The organism is Subtercola vilae, from assembly GCF_004923255.1.
Classification (GTDB): Bacteria; Actinomycetota; Actinomycetes; order Actinomycetales; family Microbacteriaceae; genus Subtercola; species Subtercola vilae.
Genome location: NZ_QYRT01000004.1, coordinates 55,067 through 70,794, shown reverse-complemented (window position 1 = coordinate 70,794; position 15,728 = coordinate 55,067). Strand labels below are relative to the sequence as shown.

Sequence of the window (15,728 nt, the reverse complement as noted above, 5' to 3'; positions counted from 1 at the left end):
ATTCTCGCCGCAGATCAGGCGAATCGCTAGCCAAACTAGCAAATGATGGCACACACTGGTTGGTGTGACTGACCCATTTGACTACAGCGACCTGGTCAGAGCCAACGCTCACCCACAAGGTTCAGTGGCGCCCGTTGAGCAAGCGGGGGGCAGTGAGAATGTGCTCGAAGCGTTGCACATGTACCGAGCAGCCGAGGCCGCGATGCGACGGCGCACCGGCACAGCGATGGGGCTCGGGGAGAATGACCTGCTGGCGTTGCGGTTCGTTCTCGATCAACGGGCGGCGAGCATCCCCGTCGCGTCGAAAGACATCACCCGGTATCTGGGCATCTCCAGCGCCTCGACGAGCGTGCTTCTGCAGCGCCTTGAGGCCGGCGGTTTCATCGAGCGTCGCGAGAGCCTCACCGACCGCCGGTCAAGTGAAATCGTTCCGACGGCAAACGCCGAGGGTGACACCGGCCCCATGCTAGCCGTGGCACAGCAGCACATGGCCGAAGCAACCCAGAATCTCACCGCAGATGAGGTGCGCATCGTGACGCGTTTTCTGACGACGATGAAAGCGACTGTCGACCAGATCGGCATCGCGTAGCGAGCTGCTTATAGCCTCGCCGCAATCGTCATGTCAAGCCGATTGCTAGACCAATGAACTAGTTGCTATCGTCATGAGACTCTTGTCGGCAACTGCCGCTTTCACCACGAGCATTCGAAAGCAGGAAATTATCATGAGCCTTGGATCGGGCATCTTCCTTTTTGTTGTCGGCGCAATTCTTGCCTTCGCCGTGAACGTGCAGGTCTCCTTCATCGACCTGCATCTTGTCGGATACATCTTGATGGCTGCCGGTGTGCTCGGCATGATCATCGGAATAGTGCTCATCACACGGCGCCGCCAAAGCACAATGACCACGCGCTCGGCTGTTGACCCCGTGAGCGGCGAGCAGGTGTCCCGACGAACGATCGATCGCGACGACCCTCTCGTCTAGGGTTCATGATCGACAAGATGCTCGGCGATCGTTACCGGTTGCTCGAACCCATCGGATACGGCGGTATGGCCACCGTGTTCAGGGCGCGCGACGAAGTACTCGGCCGAGATGTTGCAATCAAACTCTTTCACACGGCCCAGGCGCAGTCTGGTCGGGTCGACGGAGAGCTTGCCGTGCTTGCCTCACTAGACCATCACGCTCTGGTTCAGCTGTTCGATGCTGGTGCCGAGTATGACGAGTATGGCCGAGCGAACCGATACCTGGTCATGGCTCTCGTCAACGGGCCAGATCTTCATGTGCACCTCACCAGCGGGCCCCGGCTCTCCGCGAGGCACATCGCCGAGATCGGGTATGACATGGCAGAGGCGCTCGACTACATGCATGCCCGCAACGTGATTCATCGAGACGTCAAACCGTCGAATATCCTTCTGGTCGACTATCAGGATGGGTCGTCGCGTGCGCGCGCCAAGCTCACCGATTTCGGTATCGCCCTTGCACACGACCTCGAACGACTCACAGCTCAGGGTGTGACAACAGGAACTGCGGGCTATCTCAGCCCTGAGCAGGCATCGGGTACCACCATCTCTGCTGCCACCGACGTCTACTCTCTCGGCTTGGTGCTGTTGCAGTGCTTCACCCGTCAGCTCGAGTACCCCGGCAGCATCGTCGAATCTGCCATGGCGCGCCTCGAGCGCGATCCGGTCGTACCGGAGAAGCTACCCGAGCTCTGGCGGGGGTTACTCGCGGCGATGACCGACCGTCACCCCAACAACCGGCCGCAACGCCACGAACTCGTGGCCGCCCTTCGCCACATTGTCATCGCCGAAAGCGGCCGGCACAAGGAGGAGGTTCTGCACCCGCTGTTTCCTGATGAGGCATCCCGCGCCGCCGCTCTGGCTCGCTCAGCGATCCTCGAGACGCTGCCCAACGAGGCACTGGATCGGGCCACCGCAATGGCCGCACGGGTGTTCTCTGCTCCCATCGCGATCGTGAGCGTCGTCGACCGCGACAAGACATGGTTCCGATCGCACTATGGCGACGCCGTCGATCAGATCGCCCGGCAGATCGATCTCACGGGCACACCCGCGCCGAGCGATGAGCCGGTCATCATCACAGACGGGCGTCTCGACGACCGTGCCAAAAACAGTCCACTCGTGACGGGCCCCCTGGGCCTGCGCTTCTACGTCGGGGTGCCGCTTCGTCGTCAGGATGGCACCGTGATCGGCACCCTCAGCGTGCTCGACTTCATTCCTCGCGGTGTCAGCACCGTAGAACTGGCGAACCTCGAAGACCTCGCCGCACTTATCGTCACCCAGCTCGAGTTGCGGCAACTCAGCCTTCAGACCACCGTTGAAATGACGACACCGACAGTGCGCCCCCTGACCTGAGCTCCGTACGGCGTCAGTGACGAACTCAGATGTCGTCAGCGATGACGAAGCGAGTATCGATGCTCCGGGCGGCCCGTTTGGCCGTATCGAAGTTCGAGCGAGACGGCTCCGAGGTTTTCGAGCTGGGCCAGGTAGCGTTGCGCCGTAGCTCGACTGATACCGACAAGCGCTGCGATCTCAGATGCCGAGAGGCCTGGCTTCTGATTGCCGATCGACTTGTAGACGAGCTGCAGGGTGGGTGCGAGGTGCTCGACGTCGGCAGCATCATGGTCTGATCGCGCCGGGCGAAGGAGGTCGAACAAGTGGTCGATGTGTTGCTGGCTGGCGTCAGAGGGCCAATCGGCGATCTGCGCGCGGGCCGCTCTGACTGCGCCCAGACGCTCGGCGAGCGCTGCGAAACCAAAGGGTTTGACGAGGTAGTGCACCACGCCGAGTTGAATCGCCGTGCGCACCGCCTCGACGTCTGTTGCGGCGGAGATGACGAACACGATCGGGGCGCGTGCGCTGTCAAGAAGAGCGCGTGTCACGTCTAGCCCGTCTCCATCGGGCAGATAGATGTCCATGAGAACAAGATCGGGGTGCAGTCGCTCAGCCATCTCCAGCGCCTCGGTCGCTGTGTGTGCTTCGCCCACCACGACAAACCCGGGTACCTTTTCGACGAAGCCATGGTGAACCGAGGCGACACGGAAGTCGTCGTCGACAATGAGCACGGTCAGCGGGTCGGCCGTCATGCTGTCACCTCGGTGTTCTTGCTGGGGGCCGTCGATCGCGGCATCACGATGGTGAAGGTGGCCCCCGGCCCTTCGGAGACCGTGATGCTGCCGCCCAGAGTTGTCACGGAACGCTGTACCAGGGAGAGCCCAAGCCCACTGTGTCGCACAAATGAGCCTCGCTTGGTGGTGAAACCGTTTCGGAACAACTGCGGAAGTGCTGCATCCGAAACCCCGGGGCCGTTGTCGCTGACCGTGACCCGCAGCTCATCGTCGGTCTCGACGATGCCGACCTCTACCCGGCGGGGTGCCGCAGTTTCAGCTACGGCATCGAAGGCATTGTCGATCAAGTTGCCCACGATGGTGGTGAGAGCTTGCACACGGTCTGGCGCTGCTCCTACGGAGGTCGCCGGATCGAGTGTCAGTTGGATTCCGCGCTCGTTCGCCTCGGCGGCTTTGCCGAGCATGAGACCGACGAGTTGGGGCGCGGCAATACGAGTTCGGAGGGTCTGGTCGAGATCTGCTGCGGTGCCGCGAATCTCGTTGACGTACTCGAGCGCTTCCTCAGATCGGCCGAGCTCGAGGAGCCCTGCGATGCCGTGAATGCGGTTGCTGAATTCATGCTGCTGGGCGCGCATCGATTCGGTCAGGCTGCGTTCACCGTCGAGTTCTCGGCTGAGCGCCTCAACGACGGTTCTGTCTTGTAGCGTCACCACCACGCCGTGCGGATGGCCAGACAGGATCACCGGCATTCTGTTCACAACAAGCCAGAAATCTTCGGTGAGCACGATCTGATCGGTTACGACGCTCGTGCCTGTGAGAGCGTCGCGTACCGGGCCGGGTGGGAGCACATCTTCTACCCGGTGGCCGACGACGTTGTCGGCGAGGTGAAGCAGCCGCTGTGCTTCGTCGTTGTTGACGCTGATCCGGCCTGCCGGGTCGATGGCGATGACGCCTTCGCGGATTCCGTGCAGTGTCGCTTCTCTTTCTTGCAGAAGACGGGCGATCTCATCCAGCTCCAACCCGAACGTGCGTCTCTTCAGGCGAGCGGACAGGCCGAACGAGGCCAGCCCGCCGAGCAGCAGCATGACGACGAACCAGACGCCATAGGAAGGCAGCTGGGCGAGCAGTGCGTTCGAAACAGAGTCTTCTCTGATGCCCACAGACACTTCGCCGATGAAGGCACCCTCTGCGGAATACAAGGGTGCAATCGCATTGGCGGTGGTTCCCGTTGCTCCGTTGTCTACCCGCAGGTGAACTTGACCGTCGGTTGCGATCAGCGGTTCGGAGACGGGCTTGCCGATGAGCGCGGGGTTGGGGTGTGAGACGCGAACAGAGTGTGCGTCGATGACGACGACGAAGGCTGAGCCCGTTTCGGCCGCGGTGACCGTGGCGAGCTCCTGGATGCGCGCGTCGCACGATGCGTTTCGTGCAGAGAGACAGGTCTGAACTGAGTCGTCTTGCGCGAAGGTCTGTGCGATCGAGGCAGCCCTCGACTGGTACTCGTCATCAAGATGGCCTCGGGCTGTGGCGGCGAACAGAAGAAATCCGATAGCGGTGGAGGTCGTCAGAATCGCCAGGTGTGCAAGAAACATCTGGGTCGAAAGTTTTCTGATCCGCCGTCGCATCATGCATTGATTGTCGCACTGGATCACGTGAGCAATATGCGCAGAACCGGCTTCTAATGCGCACAACCGGCTTCTCATGCGCACAACGCGCTCATGGCGCAGAAACGAGACAGCACTTCGGCCTCCTGCGAGCATCATCACGCAGAAGCACTGACGAAGTGCAAAGACAGAGAGGTCAAGCACATGGGTGACAACACCCCCAAGCGCACCCCGGTTGCCCCCGGAGTGGCTGATGAGGGAGCGCAAATCGACATCGTCGGGCTGACGAAGAGATTTCTGACGCCGAAGGGTCAACCCTTCACGGCTATTCGAGACGTTTCCCTCACGGTCGAGCCGGGTCAGTTCTGCGCGATCGTCGGTCCGACCGGCTGTGGCAAGTCGACGACACTCGCGCAGGTCTCAGGGCTGGAGCGGCCCAGCGGTGGATCCGTCCAGGTGGGCGGGCACATCGTCGACGGCATCACCAACGGGGTCAGCTATATGTTTCAGGCAGACTCGCTTTTTCCCTGGAAGACCGTTCTGCAGAACGTGATGATCGGCCCGGTGCTTTTGGGAACATCGAAGAAAGAAGCGATGGTGCTCGCGCTCGACTGGTTGCGCCGGGTGGGCCTGAGCGGATTCGAGGATCGATACCCTCATCAACTCTCTGGAGGAATGCGCAAACGGGTCGCGTTGGCAGCGGCGCTGATCAACAACCCGCGCATCCTGCTCATGGATGAGCCGTTCGGTGCGCTCGACGTGCAGACCAAAGCCATCATGCAGACCGAACTTCTCGGGTTGTGGGAGGAGCTTCGGCCTTCGGTGTTGTTCATCACCCACGATCTCGACGAGGCTGTAGCGCTTTCTGACCGCGTCGTCATTATGACCACCAGTCCCGGCACGGTGAAAGACATCTTCGACATCGACCTGCCGCGACCGCGAGGAGATGTTCAAACGCTGCGCCACGAGAAAAGGTTCATCGAGTTGCAGACGCAGATCTGGGAGTCGCTGCGCGACGAAGTTCAGCGGGCATACCAGCGCACAACGGGAGTGGCAGCATGAGCACCCTGATTCAGCACAACAGAGGCGCCGCGGCCGCCCGTGCCACAGGTACACCGGCGCTGCAGTCTGAGGCGGAACTTCAGGCATCCGCCCGGCGTTCCCGCAGCCGAAACAGAACCTGGGTCTGGGTTGGCCGCATCGCCGTTGCCGTCATCTTCATCGGTGGATGGCAGCTGCTCGCGCAGAACAAGATACTCGACCCCTTCTTCTACGGGGAGCCCACGCTCATTTGGGACTCCCTCGTCACGCTCTTCACGGCGGGCACGGCGTTCGGATCGATCTGGGATCAGCTCTGGGTGACCGTGCAAGAGGCCCTGTTCGGGTTTCTTCTCGGAACGATCGCTGGTGTGATCTTCGGGATTCTTCTCGGTTCGAACCGGTACCTGTCGAACGTGTTCAACCCCTATATAAAGGTGTTGAACTCGATCCCCCGCATCGTGCTCGGCTCGATTTTCATTGTCGCGTTCGGGCTCGGCATCTTTCCGAAGATTCTGCTCGCTGCCGTGCTGGTGTTCTTCGCGGTCTTCTTCAACGCCTACCAAGGCGTGCGGGAGGTCGACCAGAACCTGGTCGCAAACGTTCGGGTTCTGGGCGCGTCACCCCTGCAGGTGGCACGCCACGTCACCATTCCCTCTGCGATGACGTGGATCATCGCGAGCCTGCACACCGCGTTCGGTTTCGCCATCATCGGGGCGCTCGTCGCCGAAGTGCTCGGAGCCCAGAAAGGCATCGGCCTGATCATCAGCCAGTCCCAGGGCCGATTCGATCCGAACACCGTGTTCGCCTGCATGGTGATCATGGCCGTCGTCACTCTCGGCGCGGAATATCTCATCACTCTTCTCGAGCGTTCGGTGCTGAAGTGGCGCCCGCCGGTGCGATCAGATACGCAAGCGATCTGATCTGAAGCACTCGAACTCCCCGAAGCGGCAGAGACCGGATGTCTCAGCTTCTGCCATCTGTCACGAACCTCGCCGAGAGCATCCGTTCCCGGCGATACCGAAAGGAAACGCACTCAAGATGAAAAAGCGCAGCATCGTCGCTGCCGCCTCCGCAGTAGCAGCATTGTCGCTGGTACTCGCGGGATGCAGCGGCAACGCCACCCCCAACGCAACAGGCTCCGATGGGGCAGCACTACCGGTTGTCTCCATGATGGTCGGTGGCATCGACAAGCAGATCTACCTGCCCTATCAGCTGGCAGAGAGTCTCGGCTTCTACAAGAAATATGGCGTCAACATGCAATTGTCGACCGAACAGAACGGGGGCGTCGGCGCAGAGGAGGCGATGGTCTCCGGCCAGGTCAACTTCTCTGGCGCCTGGTACATTCACGCACCCGACTTTCAGTCCAAGGGCAAGAACATCATCAATCTGGTGCAGCTCGCTGGTGCTCCCGGAGAACGGATCATGTGCACCCCCGCGGCAAACGTGAAGACACCCGCCGACATTCGCGGCAAAAAGATGGGGGTGACAGACCTGGGTTCCGGCACCGACCAACTGACGCAATTCGTCGCATCCAAGGGTGGTGTTTCGAAGTCGGACTACACGACCGTCGCTGTGCACGCCGGCGCGACGGCCATCGCGGCCCTGCAACGGGGTGAGGCCGACTGCGTGATGACCACGCAGCCGACGGTCGCCGCTCTCGAATCGCAGGGCATAGCCGTCTCTGCGCTCGACCTCGCAACCACTCAGGGTGCGCAGCAGAATCTGGGCGGTGCGTGGCCGGCAGCCGGTCTGCTTGCGAATGCTGATTGGGTCAGCCAGAACCAAGACACCGTGCAGAAAGTCGTCACTGCGCTCGTCGCCACGATGGAGTGGATGCACACCCATACTGCGAAAGATGTTGCTGACGCATTGCCCCAGGAGTTCGTGCAGAACAGCACCGTGTCAAAAGATCAGTACGTCGCAGCTCTGCAAGCGGACTACGGGCAGTTTCTTCCAGACGGCCTGATGCCCGCCGGAGGCCCGACGACGATCTTCGCCATGGAGAACGCTATCGGAACCGACGTCACCAAGGTGCCGTTTGCATCGACCTTCACTCAGCAGTACGCCCAGGCTGCACTCACTCAGCTCGGGATCACTCCGACCACGAAAGCGGCCGACACCACGACGGGCTGAGTCAGACACGTTCACCAGAAAGAACGATGGGCCCACGCGAGCTTTCGCGTGGGCCCATCGTTCTTGTTCTGGCTTACGGTTGGTAGATCTGAATCTGGTCGAGCTCGGCGAATCCGGTGCCTTTGGTGAAGGTGATCGTGTTGCTGCCCGCTGTGAGGGTGACGGTGCGCTGCGCCCAGGCGAAACGACCCCAGTTCGGCGTCACCGGGTACGACAGGGCCGTGTTCGCCCCGCCGTTGACACTGACGTTGTGAGTGCTGGTCGAACCGTTGCCGTTGTCGTACCGCACGTTCATTGTGTACGTGCCGGCGGTTGCTGCGGTGACGGTGAATCGTACCGAGCTGTCGGCGTTGTTGATGTTGCCGACCTTCACACCGCCGACGGCATCGCCTTGGCTGACCAGTGAGGTGTCGGTGAGGGAAGCCGATTCTGCCTCGTACGCGGTGGCATTGATGGGGATGGATCCGACACGCACGTCGTTGTAGGTGGTGGTGAGGTTCTCGACGTTGGTCGCCTGGTAGAGCGTCTTACCGTCAGCGCTGCTATCGAAGCTCTGGGCGAACCCGGCGAAGGTTCCGCCTTGCGTATCGGCGGCGTCGTAGGTGACCGCGTAGGGCAGTTGCTCCCACGAACCACTGCCCTGGTTGCGGTTGACGACGAAATTCTGCCCGCCGTCGATAGCCCCGGCAGAGGTGAGACCCCACTTGGAGGAGACGACGATCATGCCGTTCGCGTTACCGGCGGTGGGAATCCACCGCACTTCGGGGGAGGATCCGATGCTCCGACCGTTCGGGAGGGTGATCTGTGTTCCAATGCTGGAAGCAGGAGACCACGTCAGGCCGTCTGGTGAGATCTTGTAGTAGACGGGGGCCGTGTTGTTCGACTGGCTGGGCCGATTCACCACCTCGAAGGTTGCGATGTAATTGCCGTTGGGCAGTCGCGTGACCGTGATCATGCCGGGCCGGTCGCTCTTGTTCGTTGGTGCTGAGACGTTGACCTCTGCGCCCCAGGTGAGGCCACCGTCGGTCGACCGGCGATAGCTGACGGCTTGGAGCACGTTGTTCGCTTTCTGTCGTTCGTCAGAGAAGTACGTGACGAGGCCACCGTTCGCGTCGACGGCGAGCGAGGGCTCCCAGACCGTGGAGGTGGTCGAGGTGGGGCTGGGGTCATAGGTGGCAGGCCCGCCGGTGTCGACGGTGCTCACGAATGACCACGTGACGCCATGATCGAGACTCTTGTACATCACGAGTCGGCTGCTTGACCGGTCTGCTGGCATGATCATGCCGCTGAGCAGCAGTGTTCCGGCCGGCATGGTTCCGAGCTGAACGGGTGTCTCGTACAGAGAGGGCTGCGCGGTTCTGGTCAGGGCCGAGAACTGGGTGCTGGGCTTGATCGCGGCGATCCTGCTCCATGACGCGCCGTTGTCTGTGCTGCGATAGATCGGGTAGACCTGCACGCCATTTTCGAGCACGAGCTGGTCGAAGGTCACAATCTGGGTGCCGTTGGAGGTGCCACTGTTTTTTAGAACGATCATTTTGGCATAGGTGGTTCCTGCCGCTTTGCCTCCCTCGGGGTTGAATGAGGTGCCGGCAGCGGGGGAGTAGACCAGAGCGCCGTTTCCCGTCGTGACGGCCGAAGCAGACGCGGCCAGCGTCAGTGGCGCTATCAGCGCGGCGACAATGACCGCGACAGCAGTGATCAGCCGCCGCGTGCCTGTCTTACCTCGGGGTGTGTTCGGTGCCGATCGGGGTGTGCGTTTCATCAGATCTCCTTCGTTTCGATGATGCCGTGGGCGTGAATCTCGGTCCATGAGATGGGCGGTAGAACGATCGTGAGCGTGGTGTGGCTCTGGGTGAGTGAACTGTTGGCCTGCAGCGTTACCCGGTTCGGATCGGTGAGGGTGTTGGCGGCGAGCGGGTCGGTGTCGCTGAGCGTTCGAGCTGATGGTGAGCGCAGAACGAGCCCGCCGAGGTCGATACTCACCTCGATGGCGTCGGTCTGTGATCGGTTGACGAGATACACGGCGGTGCTTCCGCCTTCGGTGTCGTGCGTCGCCGTGGCGTCAACGAGAGGCACCGATCCGAATGTTCTGGTGTCGTAGGTCTCGCATTCGATGGAGATGGGCAGCACCGAACCGATGGCGTGCGCCGAGGTGGCAGCGAACGGGAAGAATGTCGTCTGGCGCCACGCGCCACCGCCGGGCTCGGTCATGATCGGGGCGATCACATTGACGAGCTGGGCCAGCGACGCGCTCGTCACCCGGTCGGCGTGCTTCAGGAGCGAGATGAGCAGGCTTCCGAACACGACGGCGTCGGTGACGGTGTAGACGTCTTCGAGCAGGCGCGGTGCGACAGGCCAGTTCTGGCTCCCCTGAATCTTGTCGACCTTCTCGAAGCGTTCGTTGTACCAGATGTTCCACTCGTCGAATGAGATGTTGATGGTCTTCGTGCTACCGCGAACGGCTTTGACGTGGTCTGCGGTGGCGATCACAGACTCGATGAAGCGGTCCATGTCGACTCCCGACGCGAGAAACTCTGCAGTGTCGCCGTGGTCTTCGTAGTAGGCGTGGCACGAGATGTAGTCGACCTCGTCGTACGTGTGGGTGAGCACGACGCGTTCCCATTCGCCGAACGTCGGCATCGACGCGCTCGACGATCCACAGACCATCAGCTCGAGCGAGGGGTCGAAGGCCCTCATCGCGCGGGCCGTCTGGGCGGCGAGTTTGCCGTAGTCGTCGGCCGAGCGGTGCCCGAGCTGCCACGGGCCGTCCATCTCGTTGCCCAGGCACCACATGCTCACCCCGTAGGGTTCCGGATGCCCGTCGTGGGCTCGCTGGTCTGAAAGGGTCGTTCCGCTTCGAAGGTTGCTGTATTCGAGCAGATCCAGTGCTTCTTGGGTGCCACGGGTTCCGAGGTTCACCGCCAGCATCAGCTCGCTGCCGACTTTGCTCAGCCAGTTCGAGAATTCGAGCAGACCCACTTCATTGGTCTCCGTGGAGTGCCAGGCCAGATCGAGGCGCTGCGGTCGCTGCTCGCGCGGTCCGACGCTGTCTTCCCACCGGAATCCGGAGACGAAGTTACCGCCGGGGTAACGGATGGTGCTCACCCCGAGTTCTTTGACGAGCTCGATGACATCTCGGCGAAACCCCTCTGGGTCTGCGCTCGGGTGGTGGGGTTCGTAGATGCCGTCGTAGACGGATCGGCCGAGGTGTTCGACGAAGGTGCCGAAGAGCCGTCGGTTGATGGGAGCAATGGGGGTGCGGGGGTTGGCGGTGAGGTGCGCGCGCAGCATGAGGGTCACTTTCGAATGAGGGTCGGGGAGAGTGCCGACGCGGTTGCAAGTTGCCTGAATCGGTCTGCGACGGGGTTTCGGCGGCGCTCGAGGTCGCCCGACCCGGTCTCGACCAGATCGAACAGGCCCATCGTCAGGAGGTGGTCAGCTCGGGGGTTGGTGCTGTGCCGGTAGGTCCACTCGTACATGTCGAACAGCGGCCACCAGGTGAAACCGACGACGGGAAGCCCCTCGGCTCGAAGCTCGTGCAAGCAGGCCACCGACGCGTCGAGCCAGGAGATTCGCTCGGCGACGGTGCCGGTCACGCAGGTTTCGGTGAGCATCACGGGCGCCCCGTAGCGATCGGCGTAGGTGGTGAGAACCTCGCGGAGCCCTTCCGTTCCCGCGTCACGGAACGGGCGAGGGTCAGCGAACCCGCCGCCGTGGTGCACATTCTTCTCGAAGACTTCGGTTGAGTGCAGCGGGTAGTAGTTCACCCCCATCACATCGGGTTGAACCGCGTTGTCGGCGAACCAGGACAGGTGGTTGTCGGTCACGCCCCCCTGGCGCAGCTGCGCGAGAAGGGGGTGGCCTTCCCGCACATTTCCGGTCACGAGGTCTTCGACCAGAAAGCGTTGTTGCTGCAGTCGCGCCACGGTCTCGCGATGTTCCGGGTCGTCGACGTCTCCCACGTACCGCATGCCGGCATCGACGTGCACAAAGGTCGCCTCGTCACCGAGCACGCCGGCGATCGCCTGTTGGGTGAGCACAAACCCTTCAGCAAGCGCTGCGGCGATCGTGATGAGGCCCGTCGGCCCGTGCCGGTACGGCGGCCAGTAGGCGTACTCGCCGGAGAAGAGGGCGTGAATCATCGGCTCGTTGACAGGCGTGTAGTCGGTCGCCATGTCGGCGTACCGTTCGGCGAACCGGGCAGCGAACTCGGCAATGTGCTTCGGGTAGTCGGGGTTCGCGAACTGGTCGTCGAGCCAGAGCGGCGTGCCGTAGTGCAGAAGGTCGACGATCGGTCGGAGGCCCAGCTGCTGAAACCTGTTCAGTGCCCGGTCGAGCCACGACCAGTCCCACTGGCCGCGGGCCGCTGCCACCCGGTGCCACGGTACTCCCCAACGGAGCATCTCGGCACCGACGCCGGTGGCCAGTGCGAGATCGGTGTCGATGTGGGTGTAGTGCTCGGTGAGTTCGTATTCGTCGATTGCGCGTTCACCCTCGCGGGTCTGCGGAACGAAGGTGTCTTCGATTCCAAGCGCGAAGTGCAATTTGTCGTCGTCGAACCATTTCATGGGCGTGCTCGTCTCAGGGTCGATCAAAAAAGACAGGTGGGCGGCTCTGTGCGAATGCCGGCGGGTCACTTGAGTCCGGTGCTGGCGACGCTTTCGATGAAGCGTCGTTGCACGAGCAAGAACATGATCGCGAGCGGCAGCACGGCCACCAGAGCACCGGCCATCATTACGCCTTGAGGGATGATTCCACCCGGGCCGGTCAGAAGCGTCAGCCCCGAGGTGACAGTGCCCATGTTCTGGTCGGTGGTGAAGACCAGCGGCCAGAGCAGGTCGTTCCAGTTGTTCACGAAGGTGAAGATGCCCAGGGTGAGAAGCGCCGGAACAGCGTTCGGCAGAACCACGCTTCGAAACACGCGCCACTCAGACGCCCCGTCGATTCGCGCCGCGTTGTCAAGATCGCGGGGGAGTGACACGAAGAACTGACGGAGGAAGAAGATACCGAAGGCATCGGCTGCGCGGGGTGCGATGAGCCCGGCGAAGGTGTTCACCCAGCCCAACTGCGACACGAGCTGGTAGATCGGAATCAGTGTGGCCTGGAACGGAATCATCAGGCTCGCGACGATCACGATCAGAAGCACCCGGGAGCCCCTGAAGTCGAGCCGGGCGAGAGCATATGCGGCGAGCGAGTCGAAGACGAGGGCGAAGATGGTCACCCCGCCCGCGAACGCGAAACTATTGCCGAGCAGCCGGCCGAAGGGCAGTTGGGAGAAGATCGCCGCGAAGTTGTCGAGCGTCCACTGGTGGGGCAGAAGGGTGGGCGGGTAGGCGTTCACCTCTGAAGCGGGCTTGAACGCAGTGAGAACGATGATGATGACCGGCAGCATCAGAGCAAGAGTGACGATGAGAAATCCGGCGAAGTACGCCCACCGCATCGGGTCGCCCCGGCGTCGGGTGTGCGTGCCACTGAGGGTGAGCGCTTTGGGCTGGCCGAAAGTTGTCATGAGTTGTTCGCCTCTCCGCGACGACCGAAGAACAGAAACTGCACGAGGCTGAGGAGGAGGGTCACGATCAGCAACACGTACGAAAGGGCGGAGGCGAATCCGAGGTCGAGGTCTTTGAATCCGGACTGATAGATCTGCATGACAATCGTTTCTGTGCTGCGATAGGGGCCGCCGCCGGTGAGTACGTAGATCTGGTCGAAGGCCTGCAGCGCGGCGATCAGGGCGACGACGACAACGAACGCCATCGTGTTGCTGAGCATCGGGAAGGTGACGTTGGTGAACCGTCTCCACCCGTTCGCCCCATCGAGCTGGGCCGCTTCGTACAAGCTGGTCGGAATCTCTTGAAGGCCGGCGAGAAAGATCACCATGTAGAAACCGAAGTTCTTCCATACGGCTACGAGCACGACGGTGGGCATGGCGAGCACAGGGTCTTGCAGCACGTTGCCGAGATGGATGCCCACAGCGGCCAGCCAGTAGTTGAGAAGCCCGATCTGCGGGTCGAGCAGGTATGACCACGCGAACGCGGCGACGGCGAGGGAGATGATGAACGGCAGAAAGAGCGTCGACCTGAAGAAGCTCCGAAAGGGCAGCCGCGGGCTGTTGATCGCGAGAGCCAGCATGAGCGCGACGGCGATCGACACCGGCGTGAACATGACGGCGTAGTACGCCGTATTGCCCATGGAGTGCAGAATCTCGGGGTCGGTGAAGATTCGCGTGTAGTTGTCGAGTCCGACGAAGGTCGGGGTGCCGAAACCGCTGGCATCGGTGAACGACAACCGCAACGCCGAGATCATCGGCCAGCCGACGAAGGCCGCCAGAATGACGAGCGCCGGGGCCAGAAAGCCCACGATGGTTGCGCGGCGTTTGAAAGTGCCGTTGAGCGGCGTGCGGCCACCGAGTTGGCCATGTGGCCGAAACGGGCGGGTTCGCTGAAGACGTGCGGTGGTCATGAATCTCTCCACGGTTGGTGGGGGCCCCGTTGGGCCCCCACGTGACAGTTGGGGCGCGAGCTCTAACCCTTCAAGGCCTGCTGGATGCTCGTCTGGGCATCATCGAGGAGCTGCTTCGGGTCACCACCGGCAACGGCCTTCTGGGTGGCGGTGTCAACCGCGGTCAGAACGTCGGCGCTGTCGACCACTCCGGGCAGAAGTGCCACGGTGTTGGGCGCGATCTCGGTCAGGCTGGCGACGGTTGCGTTCGAGTTGACGTCAGCCGACGAGATGTCGGTGCGAAGCGGTGGCCAGCCCGAGCCGAGCGACCATTTTACGGCGGTTGTCTTGTCGTTGAAGTAGGCGAGAAACTTCTCGGCCGCCACCTGCTTCGTGGCGTCGGTCTGCGCCGTCACAGCCAGTGAGATGCCGATTGCCGAGGCGACTTGCGCCTTCGGGCCGGCCGGAATTGCGGCAAGGCCGTAGTCGATGTTCGACGTGGTCGCGACTCCTGCCATCCAGGGGCCTCCGACCTCCATGGCTGCCTTGCCGGCGGTGAAGAGTTTGTCTGCCCCGATGCCGTCAAGACCGGTCGGCGAGATTTTGTCCTTCTGAATGGCACCAGCCCAGTAGGTGAGAGTGTCGATGTTGGCCTGCGAGTTGACGGTGGCCTGGGTTCCGTCGGAACTCGTGACCGAGCCGCCGTTGCCTTCGAACAGGCTCGGCCAGATTCCGTTGCCCACGGTTGCGTGGTCTGGCAGCGCGAGGCCGTACTGTTCGGGTGTTCCGTCGCCGTTGGAATCGACCGTCAGCTTCTTCGCGTCAGCGACCCACTGATCCCACGTGGTGGGGAACGTGGTGATGCCGGCCTGGGCGAAGAGCGTCTTGTTGTAGATGACAGACAGGGGCACGAAACCGCTCGGAACGCCGTACTTCTTGCCGCTGACGGTCTCCATGTTCACCGCTTCGGGCTTCAGCGCCTTGGTGTTGCTGGAATCCTGGGCGTAGAAGTCGTCGAGATTGACCAATGCCTTCTTCTGTGCGTACACGGGCAGTCGGTCGGAGGTCATGGCAACGATGTCAGGGCCATTCTTCGATGACAGGGCCGGCAGCAGCGTGTCGTCGATGACAGACCATGTCTTGGTCTGCGTCGAAATGGTGATGTTGCTCTGCGAGGCGTTGAAATCGTTGACGATGCTGTCGAGCACACCGCCGTCTGCCTCGGTGTAGCCGTGCCAGAACGTCAGAGCGACTTTTCCGTTGGCCTGGTCTGACGAGGAACCCGCCGAGCCGGAGCAACCCGAGAGTGCGATGGCGACCACGGCAGCCGTTGCCGCGACGCTGATCAGCTTCTTCACTGAATACCTACTTACTGCCTCTAACGTCTCTGTTTAGGGGCGATTCGAATGGGTTCGTACAAATTTACATCGA

14 protein-coding genes are annotated in these 15,728 nt (G+C 61.9%); 6 read left to right on the top strand and 8 right to left on the bottom strand.

The window, feature by feature from the left end; translation table 11 throughout:
* Positions 1 to 64 precede the first annotated feature (64 nt).
* From D4765_RS02980 to D4765_RS02970, 3 genes are all read left to right on the top strand, one after another.
* The gene (locus D4765_RS02980; protein ID WP_237280223.1) at positions 65 to 589 is read left to right on the top strand and encodes a MarR family winged helix-turn-helix transcriptional regulator; all 525 of its coding nucleotides are present in this window, start codon (positions 65 to 67) and stop codon (positions 587 to 589) included.
* 133 nt (positions 590 to 722) lie between these two features.
* Entirely contained in the window at positions 723 to 980 is a 258-nt protein-coding gene (locus D4765_RS02975; RefSeq protein WP_136640739.1) for a DUF6458 family protein, read from the top strand.
* 5 nt (positions 981 to 985) lie between these two features.
* Positions 986 to 2,368, top strand: coding sequence for a protein kinase domain-containing protein (locus D4765_RS02970; protein WP_136640738.1), 1,383 nt, complete (start codon positions 986 to 988; stop codon positions 2,366 to 2,368).
* A 35-nt stretch (positions 2,369 to 2,403) separates the two neighbouring features.
* On the opposite strand, the gene D4765_RS02965 is transcribed toward D4765_RS02970, so the two are convergent.
* Positions 2,404 to 3,099: a response regulator gene (locus tag D4765_RS02965; protein ID WP_136640737.1), complete on the bottom strand. Its 696-nt coding sequence runs from the start codon at positions 3,097 to 3,099 to the stop codon at positions 2,404 to 2,406.
* Entirely contained in the window at positions 3,096 to 4,673 is a 1,578-nt protein-coding gene (locus D4765_RS02960; RefSeq protein ID WP_161580328.1) for a sensor histidine kinase, read from the bottom strand. Before D4765_RS02960 ends, D4765_RS02965 begins: the two co-directional genes overlap by 4 nt.
* Positions 4,674 to 4,889: 216 nt before the next feature.
* On the opposite strand from D4765_RS02960, the gene D4765_RS02955 reads away from it, so the two are divergent.
* From D4765_RS02955 to D4765_RS02945, 3 genes are all read left to right on the top strand, one after another.
* A complete protein-coding gene (locus D4765_RS02955) occupies positions 4,890 to 5,747 on the top strand; it encodes an ABC transporter ATP-binding protein (RefSeq protein ID WP_136640735.1) in 858 nt (285 codons plus the stop codon).
* A complete protein-coding gene (locus tag D4765_RS02950) occupies positions 5,744 to 6,646 on the top strand; it encodes an ABC transporter permease (RefSeq protein WP_136640734.1) in 903 nt (300 codons plus the stop codon). Before D4765_RS02955 ends, D4765_RS02950 begins: the two co-directional genes overlap by 4 nt.
* A 118-nt stretch (positions 6,647 to 6,764) precedes the next feature.
* Positions 6,765 to 7,859, top strand: a complete 1,095-nt coding sequence (locus tag D4765_RS02945) for an ABC transporter substrate-binding protein (RefSeq protein ID WP_136640733.1) — start codon at positions 6,765 to 6,767, stop codon at positions 7,857 to 7,859.
* Between the two features lie 73 nt (positions 7,860 to 7,932).
* Here D4765_RS02945 and D4765_RS02940 read toward each other — a convergent pair whose 3' ends face one another.
* The 6 genes from D4765_RS02940 to D4765_RS02915 form a co-directional block, all read right to left on the bottom strand.
* Positions 7,933 to 9,621: an exo-alpha-sialidase gene (locus tag D4765_RS02940; protein WP_136640732.1), complete on the bottom strand. Its 1,689-nt coding sequence runs from the start codon at positions 9,619 to 9,621 to the stop codon at positions 7,933 to 7,935.
* The gene (gene arfA, locus D4765_RS02935) at positions 9,621 to 11,150 is read right to left on the bottom strand and encodes an arabinosylfuranosidase ArfA (protein ID WP_136640731.1); all 1,530 of its coding nucleotides are present in this window, start codon (positions 11,148 to 11,150) and stop codon (positions 9,621 to 9,623) included. Before arfA ends, D4765_RS02940 begins: the two co-directional genes overlap by 1 nt.
* A 5-nt stretch (positions 11,151 to 11,155) precedes the next feature.
* Positions 11,156 to 12,427 (bottom strand): family 1 glycosylhydrolase, encoded by a 1,272-nt coding sequence (locus D4765_RS02930; protein WP_136640730.1) that lies wholly within the window; start codon positions 12,425 to 12,427, stop codon positions 11,156 to 11,158.
* A 65-nt stretch (positions 12,428 to 12,492) separates the two neighbouring features.
* Entirely contained in the window at positions 12,493 to 13,368 is an 876-nt protein-coding gene (locus tag D4765_RS02925; protein WP_136640729.1) for a carbohydrate ABC transporter permease, read from the bottom strand.
* Positions 13,365 to 14,318 carry a carbohydrate ABC transporter permease gene (locus tag D4765_RS02920; RefSeq protein WP_136640728.1) on the bottom strand — a complete coding sequence of 318 codons (954 nt, stop codon included), beginning with the start codon at positions 14,316 to 14,318 and terminating at the stop codon, positions 13,365 to 13,367. Before D4765_RS02920 ends, D4765_RS02925 begins: the two co-directional genes overlap by 4 nt.
* Positions 14,319 to 14,380: 62 nt before the next feature.
* Positions 14,381 to 15,655: an ABC transporter substrate-binding protein gene (locus D4765_RS02915; protein ID WP_136640727.1), complete on the bottom strand. Its 1,275-nt coding sequence runs from the start codon at positions 15,653 to 15,655 to the stop codon at positions 14,381 to 14,383.
* Positions 15,656 to 15,728: the final 73 nt, after the last annotated feature.